This window comes from Sphingorhabdus sp. (genome assembly GCF_044239665.1).
Classification (GTDB): domain Bacteria; phylum Pseudomonadota; class Alphaproteobacteria; order Sphingomonadales; family Sphingomonadaceae; genus Sphingorhabdus_B.
Genome location: NZ_JBIIBA010000035.1, coordinates 1 through 19764, shown reverse-complemented (window position 1 = coordinate 19764; position 19764 = coordinate 1). Strand labels below are relative to the sequence as shown.

The window sequence follows — 19764 nt, the reverse complement described above, 5'->3', positions numbered from 1 at the left end:
CTGTAAATCCATTAACCGGAGAATCTGTCGTCGCAAAAAGCCTTCTGTCCGCAGACAATATCCGAAAACTGCTCACAGAAATGCCGGACACGATGGCACATTTCCCACCATTAGGCTTAATTCTGGTTGTGATGTTAGGCGCTGCGGTAGCCGAGCGGTCTGGTCTGTTCGCTGCGCTTATGTCGCGCGCCATGCGCAATATCCCGGTCGGATTTCTGAGCCCAGCCATCTTTTTGATTGGCCTGTTTTCACACCATGCAGCTGATGCAGCCTACGTCGTGCTTATTCCCTTATCAGCAATTATTTTTGCATCAGCAGGAAGGCACCCACTTGCCGGCATGGCAATTGCCTACGCCGGCATTTCGGGCGCCTTTGCGGCAAATCTCGTGCCGGGGCAGTTTGACGTTTTGATGCTGGGAATTACCAAATCAGCAACAACACTGCTAGTACCCGGCCACAGTTTGAATCCTCTTGGGAATTGGTGGTTTACCGCCGCGTTGGGAATAATCTTGGTGCCGATCGCATGGTTTGTAAACGACCGTATCGTTGAACCACGCCTTGGAACATGGACCGGTATTGCACCAGGCGAAGACAGCACACAGGTTGCTAATCCTGCCGCCGACCGCCGGGGCCTGATATATGCTGGGTTGTTTGCCTTATGCTTGGTCGTCCTGTTCACCCTTTTGGTAACAATACCCAATTACGCGCCACTTGTGGATGCAACAGCCCGAGGACCTGCCCGGATGCAGCCGTTTTATGCCGCCCTCGTCGCAGGGTTCATGCTGCTGTTCCTTGGCAGCGGCTGGATTTATGGCGCAACCGTAGGCACCGTGAAATCCCATCGCGACGTTGTGCGAATGATGAGTGAAGGATTAGCAACACTCTCCCCTTTTCTCGTGATCGCTTTTTTTGCAGCGCATTTTATTGCAATGTTCAGCTGGTCGAACCTCGGTCCCGTCATCGCAATCAATGGCGCTGACTGGCTACGCACTCTTGAGCTGTCGACACCAGCCTTACTTATCTTGCTGCTATTGATGTCGTCAGTTTTTGACCTTTTGATTGGTTCGGCATCAGCGAAATGGACGGCGATGGCACCAATTGTGGTGCCCATGCTAATGCTGCTCGGTATATCGCCGGAAATGACAACGGCTGCGTATCGAATGGGTGACTCGATCTTCAACATCGTTACGCCGGTAGCCTCGAACTTCGTCCTTGTGATGGTCTTGGCGCAAAGGTGGAACAAAGATTTTGGTGTTGGGTCGCTGATAGCTTTGATGCTGCCATTTTCGGTGGCGATTGGGCTAGTTGGCCTGTGCCTTGTTGGCATTTGGACGGGCTTGGAATTGCCTGTAGGCCCAAGCGCGCCCTCAACCTTCCAGCTGGCACCGCGGTGAGCGATACTGTGAGCGTCACTATTTTATCCAATATCATGGTTAAAATGCGCGATGGGACGCATCTTGCGACGGATGTGTATCTTCCTGACGCTGATAAAACGAAGCCGGCCTCTGTTCTGTTAGAACGAACGCCATATGACAAGCTTGGTACCAATCATTCCGACTTTAGCAGTCGCGACCACCAACCCCTGTCAAAGCCGGAGATTGCAAAAAAGTTTGCAGAGCGGGGATATGTATTCATTCTTCAGGATTGTCGTGGCCGGTATCGGTCCGAAGGCGTTTTCCAGAAATATTTGTGCGAGGCCCAAGACGGAGCAGACACCATAGACTGGATCATCCAGCAGCCTTGGTGCAACGGTAAGGTTGGCACTTTGGGCTTATCATATGGCGCACATGTGCAGGCTGCGTTAGCAAGTTTAAATCCCCATGGCCTTCGCGCAATGTTCTTGGACTCAGGCGGCTTCTCAAGTGCATATCATAGCGGGATCCGACAAGGTGGTGCGTACGAACTAAAACAACTGACCTGGGCAATGAAGCACGCACTGCTCTCACCCGAATCTGATGCAGATCCTGCACGACGTAGTGCGCTGGAGAAGGCGGACATCCGAGATTGGCTTAGCGTGGAACGATGGCGCAAGGGGCATTCACCGATCAGTGCAGCGCCTGAATATGAAGATTTCATTTTGGAGCAGTGGAAAAACGAGACCTTTACGGACTTCTGGAAACAGAGCGGTATTTACGCGCGCGGGGCATATGACACATTCGCCGATGTACCCATGGTGCATATGTCGAGTTGGTATGACCCATATGCTTTGACAGCCATCGAGAACTTTACGGAATTATCCGCACGCAAAGTGGGACCAATCAAACTTATCATGGGCCCGTGGACACACGGCAAAAGATCGGTGACTTTTGCAGGCGACGTCGATTTCGGAGAAGCCTCGACGTTTGATGCGCAATTTGGTGATTATGTCGCGCTGCGGGCAAAATGGTTTGATTATCACCTTGATGCTTTGGGTAGCGAGCCACTTCCGCATTCTGTATATTTTTTCCAAATGGGTGGCGGATCAGGCTGTCGTTTACCCAGTGGGCGGCTCGACCATGGTGGCCGATGGCAGATCGCCGAAAGCTGGCCTTTGGCTGAAACGACCATACACTCCTTTTATATACAGCCAGATACATCTTTGGCTGAAGCCTCGCCACTCCAGTCACATCAGTTCACTTATATCAGCGACCCCTATGATCCGGTGCCGACCATCGGCGGGCCTATTGCTTCGGGTGCACCGGTTATGGAGGCAGGAGGCTTTGACCAGCGCGAAAGGCCTGATGTCTTCAAATCCAGCCCACCTTTTCGCGCGCTGTCCGAGCGGCCGGACATCTTGATATTTGAAACCGATGCCCTGACGGGAGACCTGAATGTCACAGGTCAGGTTGTTGCAGATTTGTTTGTCAGTTCGAACGCAGTCGATACTGATTTCACGATCAAAGTCGTTGATGTGTATCCACCGAGCGACAGCTATCCCGAAGGCTATGCGCTCAACATTGCGCATGGCATTCTAAGAATGCGGTTTCGGGACTCTTTTGAACAGCCGGAACCGATGGAAAGGGGCACGGTTTATCAAATCAGCATTCCTTCTTTCCCAATGAGCAATGTGTTTTGTGCCGGCCATCGCCTTCGGATCGAGGTTGCGAGCAGTAATTTCCCGCATTTTGATGTTAACCCTAACACCGACTGGCGTGTGGAGGGCTTAACGCCATGCGTAGCGCATAACAGCGTGCATGTAGGCAAACGGCATCCATCCACTATCTACATTCCTGTAATCCCTGCTAATAGGTAGCAATGCGTAAACCCGTTAGATCTGAAGTTGGCCAAGCTGACAAAGAAGTAAGTTTTCGTTCGCTTCGTGTTTTTGCGGAAATCATGCGCACCGGGTCGGCAACTGCAGCCGCCAAGCAGTTGTCTCTCTCACAGCCTGCGGTCAGTAAGCTGATTTCACAGTTAGAGACCAAGGTTGGATTTGACCTTTTCTATCGAGACCGCGGCAAACTCGTTCCAACAGCGGATGGAACAAAGTTAATGCAAGAAGTCGACCTGACGCTGGCCAGCCTTGATCGCTTTAACAGTCTGGTGCGTGACATTGCGGGTTATTCAGCGGGAACGATACGCGTCGTTGCACCTCCCAGCTTTGCCGAAGGCGTGTTGCCCGATATTGTTTCACGTTTTCGTGATCGTTTCCCCGGGGTAGAATTCAGCATCGATTCGCGAAGCGTCGGTACCGCAAGATCCATGATCGCTATGCGCTATGTAGATTGCGGGTTCGTCAAATTGCCAACGGACGAGACCGATCTTGAGTTAGATGAAATTGTAACCAGCGGGTCACTTTGCGTCATGCGGGAGGATCATCCACTCGCTAATTATGATAGCATATCGCCCACTGACATAGGTCTTCACCCATTAATTCTTCTAGGGGCGGGTGGATATTGGCGCGCACAAGTTGATGCAGCCTTTGCTTCATGCGGTTTAAAGCCCGTTGTCGCCATAGAGACCCACACTCATGGATCAGCATGCGCGCTTGCTGGACGCGGAAACGGATTGGCCATTCTCAACGACCTGCTTGTTAGGCCCTACATTCAAGCTCCGTTAGTTACCCGGCCCTTCACCCCTCCTATCACCCACACATATGCGTTTGCCGTGTCCAACGTGGCAAGGCCATCACGATTAACCGAAGAGTTTAAAAAAGAAGCTCTGTCCTTTTTTCTAGAACGACCGCAAAACTCTTTGAGCGCGGAGGGTAAATAAGTTCCTTTTAGTAGACTGAATGCATTTGCTTTCGGCGTCTTTACAATTTGGGTTGGGTGTAAGGCGGCCATTAAAGCTCCGGCTCAACGAACGGTCGAAAAATGTGGTAACGGTTTTGAATGCGGCTGGTAAAGATTTTTGATATTCCTATTTGCAGGTACAGTTTATTCAATGTCCGCTTTCAGCGGCATCTGGCGGGAGCTGGAATGACTTACATTGGGCGCAAAGCCGTTAGACCGCTCGCGGCACACTTCCAGCCATTTGCGATGACCTTTAAAGATCACGGCTTTCGAGATTTTCTTGGTGCGCTTTGAACGTCGTCAATTGGGCCGCGAGCGGTCCGACCGCTTTGCGCCCAATACACGCCATGCAGCTTAGCATGTGGTGAAACCAAAAGGGGACATATATTTTTGACCTGGGGGCAGATCTCGAAATCCGCTGAATGGTTAAGGCAGGCATTCGAAGGCCTATCATTTGCATCTTTGGTCGAGTCAGGATGAGTTGGGCGCAGACAACTGACGGCCAGAATTGTACAACCGACTGTACCCGGGACCGATCTGAAGGCAGAAGTGATCCCGGAAAGGGCCAGGCGCTTCAGCGTGCGCGGAAGGCGGCCGATTACTTCTAAATTTGAACCTGCCTGATTACTTTTCTGCCCAAATAGCAAAATTATGCTCTATGCGCTGCTACCGCAATCGTGTCATGGGTTGCTCTACGGCAACGTTTCCGGTCCACTAATGGTCAATATAATTGCAGCCACCGATAAGCGCTTCATATCCATGGAAAGGGCAGGGTATGTTTTCTGAAATGCTCGCAAGCGCAATAGATACGCTTTCCAAAGTGCTGGATCCCAACGGTCCTGCCCAGGCCGCGACTGCGAATAGCTTCACGCCGACGGATTTTAGCGTCCACTTCTTTTTGCAGTTAGCTATCATCATATTAACCTGCCGGATGGTCGGCAAACTGGGCCAAAAATATCTTGGTCAACCCCAGGTTGTTGGCGAAATGATCGCGGGCGTGATCCTCGGTCCATCATTATTTGGCTATTTTTTCGCGGATGCACAGGCCGCAGTTTTCCCCGGACCGACTAAAAACGTGCTATATTCGGGCGCACAACTGGGTGTCGGTTTGTACATGTTCTTGGTCGGCACAACGTTGCAACTGGACCATTTCAAATCCAAAGCAAAAAGCGCGATAAGCGTATCGTTAGCTGGCATCGTGGTGCCGTTTTTGATTGCAATATGGCTAACCCCATGGCTGCTGACTGTTCCGGGTCTATTTACACCCGGAATTTCGCAATCAAGCGCGACTTTGTTCATGGGCGCCTGCATCGCGCTGACCGCGTTTCCGATGTTAGCGCGCATTATTAACGAACGAGGGCTAGCGAAAACGTCGCTCGGCACATTGTCACTTGCCGCCGGCGCCTTTGACGACGCTGTATCTTGGTGTGTGCTGGCAGTGGTTCTGGCAACCTTTGGCGCGGGCCCCGGAGTTGCCGTTCTCGCAATAGGTGGCGGGCTGCTTTACGCCACGTTCATCATCCTGTTTGGTCGCAAAATTTTCGCGCCGCTGGGCCGGATGGTCGAGCGCGAGGGCGAAATGAGCATGACTGTGCTTGGCATAACCATCGCTGCATTCTGTCTGTCCGCGTTCATCATGGACGCAGTTGGCATCCATGCAATTTTCGGCGGCTTCATTTTGGGGGTTGTTATGCCCCGCGGACTATTTGTTGAAGAGCTAAAAAAGAAGGTTGAGCCGCTTGCCGTCGTTCTGTTGCTGCCGATGTTCTTTACCTATTCAGGGCTCAACACGCGCATGGATATGGTCAATACGATTCCGTTACTGCTGATCGCACTGGTCATTCTGGCGGGATCAATCGTCGCCAAATTTGGTGCGTGCTATGTCGCCGCGCGGGTTGCTGGCGAAGACAATCGCACCGCATTGGGTATCGGCGCGTTGATGAACTCACGTGGTTTAATGGAACTCATCATCATCAACATCGGTCTGCAAAAAGGCATCATCGGACCGACATTATTCTCAATGCTGGTGCTAATGGCGATTGTCACCACGATGATGGCAAGCCCATTGTTTGAATTGGTGTACGGCCGAAAAGCGCGCGAATTAGGCGAGCTAGGGGCACTGGGAAAAAAGGATGTGGCTCTGGCCGATTGAACCCCAGTTTGATTAGGAAAATTGCCTTTTTCAAGCAGGGGCGGGGCAATATCGGTTCAGATATTCGCCATGTGACGGCATGTGCTGGACCACAAACTGGATCGATTTTTCCATTTCGTCAATTTCGCGCCGCGTATTTGGTTCTCTCACCGCGTCTGCCATGGCGTTGTGCCCGCCCATCTTGATGCCCTGCCCCATCATGACAGCGGCCCAGCTGGTTTCGGTAAATAGCTCGTCATCTTCGCGGAATATTTGGCCGTTTTGGCGGAAAAGCTCGACCTTCTCGGTGAGGCTGTCGGGCACGGGCATGTTGCGGCAATAGTTCCAGAACGGACTGTCGTCACGCGTTGTGCTGTTATAATGAAGGATAAGGAAATCGCGAATGCGCGCATATTCCTTGCCGGTCAGGCGATTGAACGCGTCTTCTTGCGCTTGCGTCACCCCATCGAGAGATAGCAACGCAATCAGCTTATTAATCCCTGTATTCACAAGGTGCAGCGAGGTGGACTCTAGAGGCTCCATAAAGCCCGATGCCAGGCCAAGCGCGACAACATTCTTGTTCCAAAACTTTTTACGTCGACCGGTTACAAAGCGCAGGAAATTTGGTTCAGCGCCGGGTTTTCCAGCGATGTTGTTGACCAGAATGCTATGTGCCTCATCATCAGACATATATTCATTGCAATAGACATGGCCGTTGCCGTTGCGGTGCTGCAAGGGAACCTGCCATTGCCATCCCGCCGAATGGGCAGTTGCGCGGGTGTAAGGCAATGGTCCACTGCCATCTTCACGCAAGCATGGCAGTGCTACCGCACGGTTGCAGGGCAGATAATTGGACCAATCGTCATAACCCGTTTTCAGCGCCTGTTCGATCAACAGGCCGCGAAAGCCGGAGCAATCAATAAACAGATCGCCGTTCAACACGTCGCCATTTTCCATGGTCACCGACGATACAAAACCGCTTTCATTGTCTAATGTGACATCAGAAATCTTACCTTCACGGCGGACAACGCCGCGGGTTTCTGCATAATTGCGCAAATATCGGGCATAGCGTCCAGCGTCGATATGATAGGCGTAGTTGACGGGCGGCAAATCGTCGCGTTGATAATCTTCCGTTCGCGCAAAGCGCCCGAAATGCGCGGCCATCGTTTCGACGTTGAAAACCTGAATGGGGCGCTTGTCGCCCGCTTGCTGATATTTGTGCCACACATGGTGAAATGAAATGCCATCAACCTGATAGCCATAATTGCCAAAGGGGTGGATATAGCTGTCGCCAATCTTGCCCCAGTTGACGAACTGAATGCCCAGCTTGAAACTGCCTTGGACCATGGAGAGCATGTCGCGCTCGTCGATTTCGAGCAAACGGTTAAAGTCCAGAAACGGAGGTATCGTCGCCTCGCCCACACCGACGGTTCCGATCTCTTCCGATTCGATCAGCGTAATCGCCACGGGACGACCCGCGCGAATACGGGACAGCGCAGCAGCGGCCATCCAGCCCGCGGTTCCGCCACCTACGATGATAATGTGATCGATTGCCATCCGACTTCTCCCTTAAACATCCTGCGTAGTGATATAGTCCAGAACTGCAAATTGTGAACGTTCATTTTATCTATTGTGAACGCTCTCAATTGTGGATATGTATTTCGATAAAGGGGGAATTCATACCCTCCGAATCGACATCAGGGAGGATCATTTGGCACGCAAATCTTTATTCGGAGCATCGCGATCGCAGCGCCTTGCTGTCTTGACGACGGCATCCAGTATTGCACTATGCGCAGCGCAGCCGGTTTTCGGACAAACGGCTGACCAGCCCGCTGAAGCTGCGGAAAGCGCTGAGGCTGAAGATGCGATCATCGTGAGCGGCTATAAAAAATCTCTCGCAGATTCGCAGAGCATAAAGCGTGAAGCCGACACATTTGTTGATGTAATCACCTCCGAAGATATTGGCGCGCTGCCCGATCGTTCTGTTGCAGAAGCATTGCAACGCGTCCCTGGTGTCAACATCTCGCGTTTTGAACAGCGCAATGACCCCGACCGCTTTTCGGTTGAAGGTTCAGGCGTCGTTATTCGCGGATTGCCATATGTTCTGTCTAACCTGAACGGCCGCGAAATCTTTTCGGCCAATGGTGGCCGGGAATTGTCGTTCAATGACGTTTCGCCTGAGTTATTGGGCCGTGTCGAAGTTTTCAAAAACTCGACCTCGGACATGTTGGAAGGCAATATCTCTGGCTCCGTCAACCTTGTGACGCGCAAGCCGCTCGACAAACCGGGCTTTCATGTCGCTGGCGCGATTGAAGGCAATTATGGAGACATGGCAAAAAAATGGTCGCCGGGCTTTTCCATTCTGGGTTCAAATACGTTTGAGACAGGCATCGGTACCTTTGGCCTACAACTCGCGTACAGCCAATCTGAGCTGGCAACCCGCACCGACGCATCGCAAATTACCGATCCTTGCTATCGCGACCGTTCGCTGACTGGCCCATGTATCCGTGTACGTCCCGTCGGATCTGGCGGTTTCGGCAGCGGCACGCCTTTGAACGCGTCCAACTTTCCGCCTGCAAATTCCGTTTTTGTCCCGAAAGGTGCCGGCGTTCGCACAACCGACCTGAACCGTGACCGCAATTCATTTTCGGCGGTTGGTCAGTGGGAAAGCAATGACGGCCGTGCTGAGGTCACAGTTGAATATCTGCGCGCAGAAACCGAAGCGACTTTGAATGAATTTGCAGTGCTCGCGTTGGTCAATGATGATGGACTTTTCCCTGTACTCGCGCCGGGCACAACCGCGATCTATGACGATAATCAATTCGTCGCAGGCACATTAACCCAGCTCCAGCCATTTACCGGTGGCCGTGGTATTCCAACTGAATTGCTGCGCTTCCAACGCGAAGACACAGCAAAGACAGAGGATTTTTCAGCGCACATTAAGTTAAGCCCGACTGATCGACTTCGCTTCAACTTTGAAGTACAGCACATTAAATCGGACCGTACTGAAGACGGCTTCATCTCTGCAATGCAGACCTATTCCGATGTGCGTATCGACAACCGTGGCAGCACGCCGCTCGTCGAGTTTCTGCAGCCAGGACTCGCCACATCGCCGTCGAGCTATTTCAACGATCCGAGCAAAACATTTTACTGGTTCCTCCTCGACAATCAGGTGAAGAACGACGGCGAATTGACCAGCATGCGCGCTGACGCCGAATATGACGTTAGCGATGACGGCTTTTTCAAAAAAGCGCGTTTCGGCGCACGTTGGGGTGACCGTAACCGCGTAACCCGCAGCGCGAATTTCTCCAACTGGGGCAATTTGGGCGCGCCGTGGACAGGACGTGGCGGTAACTGGAACTGCGGCGACTTCCAGGCATTCGGCTGTGGCGGCGCTTATGTTCGCGACTTCCCGAACTCGGCCAATCTGCGTAACCCATTTGGTGACAGCTTCCAGCGCGGTAATGCGCCGGTTCCGCTTGGGGAGGGCTCTGCCTTCTTCTTCGGCGGCGACAATATGGTCGCTGATTATCTGAGCGGCGCCATCCGGACGCAGGCAAATGCGATTACCGCTTACACCCTGACACCGAACGCATGGTTCCCGATTTCAGCACGATCAGGCAATCTTCCCGGTGGTCCATGGACAGCTGGTGAAATTTCGGACGTCGAAGAAAGCACGTCCGCTGCCTATGCGCGCGTTGATTTTGGTGCCGACTTTGGTGGCACAACACTCAGCGGCAATATCGGCTTGCGTTATGTCAGCACCAAGGTGAGAAGTGGTGGTTCGTTCAGCCTGCCGACGCCTGAGTTCTTCGACAATAACGGCAACCGTGATGGCATAGTCCAACTGGCGGAAGTGCAGGGCTCATGTGCCTTTATTCTCGCCAATAATATCACACCGGTGCCGGGCTATTGCGGCTTGTCGGCCGCTCGCCAAGCGACATATGCGTCGTTGTTTACAGGTGAGGTCATTTCCGACCCGCTCAACATCCGCTACACAAACTGGCTCCCCAACTTCAACGCGAAACTTGATTTCGGCAATGGTGTCTTGGTGCGTGGTGCAATCTCCAAGGGTATTTCCCGGCCAGATCTGTCGGCGTTCACATCGGGTGGTGGCGCATATGACAACACCAACAATCTGCGCGCCGGTGGGCTTTTGGCCACGGGTCCGTTGCTTGCCATTAACACGGGTAACCGCTTCCTGCGCCCTGTTGAATCGGTGAACTATGACCTCTCTCTCGAGTGGTATTGGGCAGACATCGGCTCGTTGACGGTATCCGGCTTTGTAAAGGATATCAGCAATATCGTGAATAGCGGCGCCATAGTGCGTCCCTTTGTCACGCCGAAGGGCGTCAACACCGATATTCTGTTCAACACACCGGTGAATAGCGATGGTGGAACATTGAAGGGTGTTGAAGTTGCGTATCAGCAAACTTACGATTTCCTGCCTGGCCTCTTAAGCGGCTTGGGCGCCGGTCTGACATATACCTATGTTGATGCGGGCGATTTCAACAACGCTTCGCTCGGTTCTGAACAGAGCCCGCTTTCGGGCGGTCTGCCGTTGGCTGGCGTCTCGAAACATACGATCAATGCCGTTGGATTTTACGAAAAAGGTCCGTTGTCATTCCGCTTGGCGTATAACTGGCGGTCTGAATTTGTGCAGACACCGCGCGACGTTATCTTCCCGTTCTCGCCCATTTACGGCGAAGCAACAGGCCAGCTTGACGGATCAATCTTTGTTTCTGTGACGAAGCAATTGAAACTCGGTATTCAGGCCGTGAACTTGCTTGATGAAGTCACACAGACATCACAAGTTATCGATTTTGACGGCACCCGCGCAACGCGCTCTGCGTTCCGGAACGATCGGCGCTTCACTTTCCTTGCTCGATTTGAATTCTAACACTTCGCATCAGTGTTGCGGAAAAGCGGGCCCTGGTCATATGACTTGGGTCCGTTTTTCTTCCAGCCCGCGTTTCAGGAGAAAGCCATGCCGCCCAAAATTACCTTGCTCGGTGCTATGATCGGTTTGACGGCGTGCTGGACAACGGCAGCCAAAGCACAAGCTTCAGAAAATAACTGGACACTTGTGTGGGCCGATGAGTTTGATGGCAGCAAATTGGACCGCAAAAAATGGAAGCCTGAAAAATCATGCTGGGGCGGGGGCAATCAGGAACGGCAATGCTACACGGATAGGCCCAAAAACATTAAGGTAGCCGAAGGAAATCTGCATTTAATCGCGCATAAAGAGACGTTTACCGGTCCAGATCTGCCCCCTGAATTTTCAAACAAGCCTTATCCTAAAAAGACGCAGGAATATACCTCCGGCAAAATCCGAACGCTTGGCATTTCCAGCTGGAAATACGGCAAAGTCGAATTTCGCGCGAAGCCACCAAAGGGACAAGGAACCTGGCCTGCCGTCTGGATGATGCCGGCCAACAGCGTCTACGGGGGCTGGCCACTATCGGGCGAGATCGATATCTTGGAAGGCGTTAATCTTGGCGCGACATGCAACCCATGCACGGGCGGTGTTGGCGAGAACCGAATGATTAGTGCGATCCATTTTGGCGATTATGCACCAAAAAATAAATTTCATGATACGCGTGTGGCGCTGCCGTCAAACGCTTTGCCTTCCGATGACTTTCACATCTGGACGCTCGAATGGGGCGAGGGCGTGATGCGTTTCTATCTCGATGGGCAGAAATATTGGGAACGGACAAGTGCTGATTGGGAAACAGCTTCTCCATTGGCGAAATCAAACCCTGTTGCGCCTTTTGACCAGCCCTTCTACATAATGGCTAACCTCGCTATTGGTGGCGGCCTGTCAGAGAAGAATAACGATAAAGGCGTTGCATCGAATGTAACACCAGCTGCGTTTTTGATCGACTGGATCCGCATCTATCAATGCAGCAGCGATAAGGAAAAAGGTCTGGCCTGCATGCAGGGCGACAAAGAAAGTAAGTAAGTTATGGCGAGACGCCGCCAGGCCGTCACAATTAAACATGTAGCAGCCGATGCAGGGGTTTCCCTGCAAACGGTAAGCCGCGTCATCAATAATGAGCCTAACGTCCGGCCTGCCATGCAGGAACGTGTGCAGGGGTCCATTGATAAGCTTGGTTATGTCCCTTCCATCGCCGCGCAACGGATGAGCGGATCACGTTCGTACCTGATCCTTGCCATCAACGACCGGGAACGCACAATTGCCGATTGGCGGAACCGCCAAGGGTCGGACTGGGTAGACCAAATGCTTTTGGGCGGCATGCTAAAATGTGCCGAACATGGATACCGGATGATCTTTGAACTGGTCGATACCCACAATGATCATGTCGAGCGCGAATTGGGTGCAGCCATTGCGGCGCTGCAGCCAGACGGCGTCATCTTGACACCACCGCACTCTGAAAACCCGCTCATCACCGGATTTCTTGCCAAACGCAAAATCCCCTTCGCTCGGATCGGATCGATCATATCAGGGCCGGGAATAGCGATGACGATGGATGACGAGGGCTCGGCCCGACGTGCAACCGAACATCTCATCGCGCTTGGCCATAGCAGGATTGGTTTCATTGCTGGCCCTAAAGAATATGACCTGTCCAACTGGCGTATCGACGGGTGGCGCGAGGCGATGACCACCGCCGGCTTTTCCTGCGATGCGTTATGCGTCAGAGGCGATTTTGGATATGATAGCGGTGTGCTGGCCGCAAACGCGCTACTCGATTTGGAAAACCCGCCCACGGCGATCATCGGCAGCAATGATCAAATGACGCTTGCCGCTTTGGACGCGGCCAAGAAGCGTGGTTTAAACATTCCCGGCGATTTATCCCTTATCAGTTTCGACAATACGCCCGTTGTGCGTTTTACCATGCCCGAACTCACTGCTGTTGATCAGCCGATTGCCGCAACCTTTTCCAAGGCGGTTGAACTTTTGATTACAAATGGTGACGCGCTCGTGCCGCATCAACCTATTGTCATTGAAGGCAGCCTCATAGAGCGAAGCAGCACCGCATCGCCGCCTACACATGGTCGCGCCTAAATCTGGGAACAGCTGCCGGCAGTCGGCAACTTTCATGTATTTGTACGCGCTCGCCGTATCCGGGGGCGCCGTCGCCTATATGCCGTTTCTGACGATATTGCTGCCGCTGCGCGCGACAGACATCTCCGGTACGGACGCCCTTGGCATGTTGGCGATAGCGGCCTTTCTGGGCGCTATCGCCGCAAGCGTGGCCAATATCGGCTTTGGATGGGCCAGTGATAAAACTGGCGCCCGAAGCCCGTGGATATGGTCTGGATTAGCCTTATCAACGGCTTTGCTCCTCGCCACAGCTTACGCCAAGAACCCAGCAGTGTTGATAGCCATGATCATCCTCTGGCAAATTGGCCTGAATATGATGCTCGCGCCTTTAAGCGCGTGGGCCGGTGACACCATTCCCGATTCCCAAAAGGGTTTTCTTGGTGGTCTATTGGCGTTAGCGCCCGCAATGGGCGCGCTTTCCGGCGCATTTGTAACAATGAACAATGCTTTCCCATCTGAGCACCGTGAAATCATTATCGCGATGTTGGTGATAGCCATGGTCAGTCCGGTGCTGATTTTTGGCAGACCGATATCGATATCGGGGTTGAACACCGCGCCGACGGATCAAACAATTGACGGGGAACAGAGCGCCGTAACACGGCACGCCGCCGTTAAAATGTGGATTGCGCGCTTATTGATACAAATTGCAGAAGCGTCATTATTTGCGTTTCTCCTTTTATGGTTCCGCAGCGTCGATCCTGATTTCGGCGAAAATAATGCCGCGAGTATCTTAGCGCTTGTTCTGGGTGCGGCTGTGTTTTTAGCGTTAGCTGTTGGCCGCTGGTCCGACCGTACAAACCGGCCCATTCTGCCGCTCATGTGTGGAGCAGCGGCAGCATCGGCCGGACTGATCATCATGTCGGTTTCGTCATCTTTACCAGTCGCCATCACCGGCTATGTGGTCTTTGGCTTGGCGAGCAGCCTTTTTCTGGCGCTACACTCAAGCCAGTCGTTGAGGGTGCTCCCGCGTCCACAGACGCGCGGACGGGATTTGGGCATTTTCAACCTGACGAACACCGTGCCATCGCTCATAATGCCATGGCTGATACTGGCTTTGGTACCCAGTTATGGCTTTGGCAGCCTATTTCTGCTGCTAGCGGGGCTGGCGGTCATTGCGTGCCTGTTATTGGCAACAATGCCGCGCCAGCATGCGAGCGGCTAGGCAGGCTTACGCGCGTAGATTCCGAATGCCGCGATTATCGCATAGCAAAGCATGGGTAAGGTGAACGCTATGGCGAGACTTCCGGTTAAGTCAGCGATGATTCCCGTGAACAGCGGAACAATAGCGCCGCCGACGATGGCGACGTTGATGATGCCAGAACCATCGGCAGCTCGTGACCCCAGCTTTTCACAGGCCAGCGTGAATATCGTCGGGAACATGATCGCATTGGTCAGGCCCACGGCCAACAAGGAATAACCCGCAACTTCGCCCGTGGTTTGTGTGGAAAAGATCAGCAGTGCAATTGCAGCAACCGATACAGACGCCAACACCTTCCCCGGGCTAAGCACACGCAACACCGCAGACCCGATGAACCGGCCCACCATTGCGCCGCCCCAATATAGGCCAATAAGCTTTCCAGCGTCCTGTTCGGGTAGCGCCATGACATGATCTTGCATCAAATAATTGACGATGAGCGAACCAATCGCAACTTCGGCGCCGACATATAGGAAAATGCACAAAGCACCGAAACCGAAACGAGGCCGCGTCAACAAGTCGAGGCCAGCCAAGCCCTCGCTCGCTTCATGCTTTTCGCCCTTCAGCGCATCGCGAAACAGCCATACCACTGCGGCAACAATCGCGAGTGCCACGGCAATACCCAAATAGCCGTTCACAATGGCTTGGCTCTCGGCAGTGCGATAGGCGTCAAGCTCCACACCGGATAGTTGGTCAGCGGTTACCGTCGCGAGGCTGCCGAGGATAAGGATCGAACCAACGATCGGGAAAACAGTGGTGCCAAGCGAATTGAACGCCTGTGCAAAGGTCAGGCGGCTGTGCGCTGTTGCAGGCTTACCAAGCATGGAGATCAATGGGTTTGAAACCACTTGGACAATGACCACACCGCTTGCCAACACAAATAATGCCAACAGGAATACGCCATACGTTGCGGTCTGGCTCGCTGGAATGAACAACAGGCAGCCTGCCATCATCGTCAAAAGGCCGGCAACCGCGCCGCGCATATACCCGATTTTCTTAACCAGGCGTGCGCCGGGAATGCCGATAACGGCATAAGCGGCAAAGAAACAGAACTGCACAAGCATCGCCTGCGTATAATTGAGCGTAAACAGCTCTTTTAACTTCGGGATGATAACATCGTTGAGGCTTGTGATGCCGCCGAAGATGAAGAACAGCCCCATCACGAACAATTGCAATTGCGGTGCGTCGATGTGGGTATCGCCATTATCTGCTGACGCAGATGCGCCGGGTGCCAATGCCATCTTCTCTCTCCCTTGGTTTTAGCGCATTTTGCCGGGGCAGGACGCGCCTTTCTTAGTCGTTTCGATATGAACGTTGCGAATTGTCGCAACAAGGCCTTTCGCCGCCTGCATACGTATAGGGGAACCGACCGCCTCCAACTTCGCGCCAGCCGCGGCAAAGCAACGCAGCGGAATGCGGGTTTGTGTGGGTACCCCTGTGGGCAATGCGCGCATCGTGGTTTTTATATCAATCGCAGCGCCACCAAAGGACAGCATGACTGGCCCGGTCGCGGGCTGATCTATTCGCCAGTCGATGAGCAGAAACCAGTCTTCCTTCAACGGCTTGCTCAAATCGACAGCAGGCCCGTTGACAACAAAGGCACCATCGGCGTTCCAAGTGAATTGGCGTGCATCTTCCTGCGCGGACATATCAACAGCACGCGCGCTAATCGAACCGTCCATCTGCAAATTCCAAGGAGCGGGCACCTTGCCCCGGACGAAATATTGCGTAGCGATGGTCAGCGATGACAAATCAACGCGTGGGTCTTCGTTAACCGGAGGAAGCTTTTTCGATTGCGTGTAATTGAGGCCATAACCCAGCGGGAAAAGCGGCGCATCGATCGGTGACCGGGCGTCCGCTGGCCAACTGAAAGGCAGGCGTCCAGTGAAGTCGCGCATCGGCTTTCCGTTTGCGCCAGCGACCAACACATCCGCGACACCCCGGCCTTGCGTGCCCGGCAACCATGCAGCCACAAAAGCGTCGGCTTGGTTGATAAGCTTGCCCGTAAACATGGGCCGTCCAGATAGGAACAGGACCACAACAGGAATATTCTGCGCCTTCAATCGCGCGATCATTTCCTCTTCGGCAGGCTGGGGCCGGAATGCGAGGTTTGGCACATCGCCTTCAAATTCAGCATAAGGTTTTTCGCCCAGGACAATGATCGCCACATCGGGCTTCTTTTCAAACATGCCCGATGCCGAAATATTGGCCGTACCGCCGCCTGTTTTAACCGCTTCCGAAATCGCACGACCAATCGTCTGGCCATTGGTGAAATCGGCGGCAGTGGTGTCCGTGCCTTGCCAGCTAATCGTCCAGCCGCCGGCCTGCATCGCCATATTGTCAGCGCCGGAACCGGCGATCAGGACATTGCTGCCATTGCGAATAGGCAGAACGCCGTCATCATTCTTGAGCAGCACCAGTGATTTTGACACCGCCTCACGCGCAAGATCGAGATGCTCTTGCTTGCCAACTAAAGATGTTTGCCCCCGCACAGTCGGCGCATCGCCCATGAGGCCAAGTTTGTATTTCACGCGCACGATTCGCCGCACCGCATCGTCCAACCGTGCGGCGGTGATCCGGCCATCCCGCGCCGCTGCCAGCGTTGATGCGAACAAACCCTTCCAGCTGTCAGGCGCCATGAACAGGTCAAGCCCGGCATTAATGGCCGCAGCGCAATCGGTCGCAGAACAGCCCGCGACTTGGCCATGACCATTCCAATCGCCAACAGCCAGCCCGGCAAAGCCCATCCGGTTCTTCAAGACATCGGTCAGAAGAGAGGTATTGCCATGATGCTTCACTCCGTTCCAGCTTGAGAAGCTCGCCATAACGGTCAGTGCGCCTGCGTTGATAGATGCGGGATAGCCCTGCGCATGTTTTGCGACCAGTTCGGCTTCGCTGATCTTTGCATCGCCTTGGTCGCGGCCGTCCATGGTGCCACCGTCCGCAAGAAAATGTTTGGCAGTTGCGGCAACATGCGTCGCGTCCAGTGGTGCACCCGCGACAAGATTGCCTTGCAAGCCTATGGTCATCGCACCGGCATAAGCCGCAATCAGCGCAGGGTCGGAGGAATAGCCCTCATAGGTTCTGCCCCAGCGCAAATCTTGCGGGACAGCCAGCGTTGGCGCGAAGGTCCATTCAATCCCGCTGCCTGAAATCTCTGCCGCCGTGGCTTTGCCAATGCGCTGGATTAAGTCGACATCTCGGGCCGCGCCAAGTCCGATATTATGCGGAAAAATGGTTGCCTGCGGCAGGTTTGAATGCCCGTGCACCGCATCGACGCCAAATAAAATAGGTATGCCTGCGCCTGAGATACGCGATGTATCGCGAAACGCGCTTACCAATTGCGCCCATTTTGAAGCGTCAGCGCGCTCGTCGCCATAAGGTCCGGAATTACCGCCCGCAAGGATCGAACCAAGCGGATATTGCTTGAGATCCTCAGGCGTGATTGCGCTGATGTCAGCCTGTATGATTTGACCGACCTTCTGCTCCAACGTCATTTTTGAAATCAACGCCGTTATCGCGTCTTCGGTTTTCGTATCGGTAATCGCGGCAGGGCTTTTGGCAGTTGGCCAATTGGCAATGTTTGCCGCGGTCTCGGCTGAAGGCGCCGCTGGCTTCATCGTCTGTGGGTGCGTCACCGCCGAAACACATCCCGCCGACACGAAGGCCATCAGTGCCATCGATCCCCTTAACCGCATCAAACCCACTCCAGAACTTCGTTGTGAACGTTATCAGGATTTGATGACAGTAACGGTGGGAGAAATCAAGCTTCATCATGGTGCCGCGCAACTAAAACCGGACAGTCCACTCCCGGCCCAATTTCGGCCATTGCACCGAAACGAATACGGTGATCGGCGCAGCGGCAGCTTTTAGGCGTCCGCCACCGCTCTCGGAACGACCTCAATTGGGTGGGTTGCGGAATGTCCGCTATCCGGCGTTCAAATCCGGCATGTGCTTCTCGACCCATCTGATGAACGAGACCGCTTCACTCCTGAGTGACTGACTAAGGGGCTCAGCTCGTACTAACGTGCGGCAGTATCGTCTGCAGATCGTTCCTCAGAACGACGTGCAGCCGTTCCAGGGTTCTCCAGGTCTGAGCCAGTATTTTCTGGGGAATACCTTCGACGGACCGAACAAAATAGCCGTCAGGGTAAACGTGCCTGAACACGGGCCAGAAGTGGCAACGAGATAGGCGCTTAATACTCAAAACTCTTCGCAAATGGCATCCGCGATCGTGCTTTGTGCGCGAAGGTTCGCAAGGGCGCGCTTGTGCCTCCGGGCCGCGCGGATGCTCCATACCCACAATACTACCAAGGTGGCCGCTGCCATCCAGATGACGGCCGGGTGGCTCTGAACGCCAACGTTCGGCAGCACCCCAATTCTTCCAAGACCAAGTCCGATGACAAGGCCCAGCAGCCCGCCTGCATGGCCCAGTCTCGCAAGGAACAGGCCGGCTTGAGCACGCCGCTGCAAGAACGAGCGGTAGGCCTCGACCGTCTCCGCCTGCATCTGCCAAGCTTTTCGCCTGAGTTGGATCGTGATCGCGAGCCACCCGATAGCGAAGACTGACAACCCAACAAATATGTCTTGCGCGACATCCACCGCATGCGCTGCCCAAAGGGCGAAAACGGCGCTCGCAGCCAACGAGGCGAGCGCTTCAAGCCATGCTTCCCGCCGCAACACCCGTTGTTCCTGACGCACCTGCGCCTGCAACTGGCTGATCGAAAGGTCGCCGACAGAAGCAGCCCGCCAAGCCGCACGCATTGCCTCTAGCTGGTCGTCCAGGTCCATCATTCTGTATCCATTACCTTGCGCAGCGTTTCTCGCAGCCGCGTGATACGCGTGAAGACTGCCCCTTCACTGATTCCAAGTGTCTCCCCTATCTCGCGGGCCGAGAAATCATCGAGATAGAGGGTTGCCACCTCCCGCATGCCACGTGGCAACTTGGACACCTCAGCCAGCAGTCGTCGGCCGAGATCGGCGCGAACGACAGCGTCGTCAGTTGCCTCGGCTTTGTCCATAACTGTATCTGAGAGTTCGTGATGCTTCGGCGCGCGACTGGCCCTCCGCACATGGCTCACACAAACATTATGTGTCACCCGCGCCACGAATGTCTTTAAGGAGGAGGCCTGGCGCCAAGATGGCGTTGCTCGCCAGA

The 19764-nt window shown here is 53.9% G+C and carries 13 protein-coding genes; 8 read left to right on the top strand and 5 right to left on the bottom strand.

The window, feature by feature from the left end; all coding sequences use genetic code 11:
* From ACILP3_RS09680 to ACILP3_RS09665, 4 genes are all read left to right on the top strand, one after another.
* The coding region (locus ACILP3_RS09680) for an AbgT family transporter (RefSeq protein ID WP_395616431.1) at positions 1 to 1394 on the top strand (1394 nt) is incomplete at its 5' end.
* The gene (locus ACILP3_RS09675) at positions 1391 to 3232 is read left to right on the top strand and encodes a CocE/NonD family hydrolase (RefSeq protein ID WP_395616430.1); all 1842 of its coding nucleotides are present in this window, start codon (positions 1391 to 1393) and stop codon (positions 3230 to 3232) included. The genes ACILP3_RS09680 and ACILP3_RS09675, both read left to right, overlap by 4 nt.
* A 2-nt stretch (positions 3233 to 3234) precedes the next feature.
* Positions 3235 to 4194 (top strand): LysR family transcriptional regulator, encoded by a 960-nt coding sequence (locus tag ACILP3_RS09670; RefSeq protein WP_395616429.1) that lies wholly within the window; start codon positions 3235 to 3237, stop codon positions 4192 to 4194.
* A 795-nt stretch (positions 4195 to 4989) separates the two neighbouring features.
* Entirely contained in the window at positions 4990 to 6366 is a 1377-nt protein-coding gene (locus tag ACILP3_RS09665; protein ID WP_395616428.1) for a cation:proton antiporter, read from the top strand.
* A gap of 30 nt (positions 6367 to 6396) precedes the next feature.
* On the opposite strand, the gene ACILP3_RS09660 is transcribed toward ACILP3_RS09665, so the two are convergent.
* Positions 6397 to 7902, bottom strand: coding sequence for a tryptophan halogenase family protein (locus tag ACILP3_RS09660; RefSeq protein ID WP_395616427.1), 1506 nt, complete (start codon positions 7900 to 7902; stop codon positions 6397 to 6399).
* A 154-nt stretch (positions 7903 to 8056) separates the two neighbouring features.
* On the opposite strand from ACILP3_RS09660, the gene ACILP3_RS09655 reads away from it, so the two are divergent.
* The 4 genes from ACILP3_RS09655 to ACILP3_RS09640 all read left to right on the top strand — a co-directional run bounded on the left by ACILP3_RS09655 (position 8057) and on the right by ACILP3_RS09640 (position 14573).
* Positions 8057 to 11245, top strand: a complete 3189-nt coding sequence (locus ACILP3_RS09655) for a TonB-dependent receptor (RefSeq protein WP_395616426.1) — start codon at positions 8057 to 8059, stop codon at positions 11243 to 11245.
* Between the two features lie 87 nt (positions 11246 to 11332).
* Positions 11333 to 12307, top strand: coding sequence for a family 16 glycosylhydrolase (locus ACILP3_RS09650; protein WP_395616425.1), 975 nt, complete (start codon positions 11333 to 11335; stop codon positions 12305 to 12307).
* Positions 12308 to 12310: 3 nt separating this feature from the next.
* On the top strand, positions 12311 to 13372 hold the full coding sequence (locus ACILP3_RS09645) for a LacI family DNA-binding transcriptional regulator (protein WP_395616424.1): 1062 nt from the start codon (positions 12311 to 12313) through the stop codon (positions 13370 to 13372).
* 34 nt (positions 13373 to 13406) lie between these two features.
* Complete coding sequence (locus ACILP3_RS09640; protein WP_395616423.1) at positions 13407 to 14573, top strand: MFS transporter; 1167 nt, start codon at positions 13407 to 13409, stop codon at positions 14571 to 14573.
* Here the strand turns inward: ACILP3_RS09640 and ACILP3_RS09635 are convergent.
* From ACILP3_RS09635 to ACILP3_RS09620, 4 genes are all read right to left on the bottom strand, one after another.
* The gene (locus ACILP3_RS09635) at positions 14570 to 15847 is read right to left on the bottom strand and encodes a sugar MFS transporter (RefSeq protein ID WP_395616422.1); all 1278 of its coding nucleotides are present in this window, start codon (positions 15845 to 15847) and stop codon (positions 14570 to 14572) included. The genes ACILP3_RS09640 and ACILP3_RS09635 overlap by 4 nt on opposite strands.
* Positions 15848 to 15865: 18 nt before the next feature.
* Entirely contained in the window at positions 15866 to 18286 is a 2421-nt protein-coding gene (locus tag ACILP3_RS09630; RefSeq protein WP_395616421.1) for a glycoside hydrolase family 3 N-terminal domain-containing protein, read from the bottom strand.
* A 523-nt stretch (positions 18287 to 18809) separates the two neighbouring features.
* A complete protein-coding gene (locus ACILP3_RS09625; RefSeq protein ID WP_395616420.1) occupies positions 18810 to 19400 on the bottom strand; it encodes a hypothetical protein in 591 nt (196 codons plus the stop codon).
* The coding region (locus ACILP3_RS09620; RefSeq protein WP_395616419.1) for an RNA polymerase sigma factor at positions 19397 to 19764 on the bottom strand (368 nt) is incomplete at its 5' end. The genes ACILP3_RS09620 and ACILP3_RS09625, both read right to left, overlap by 4 nt.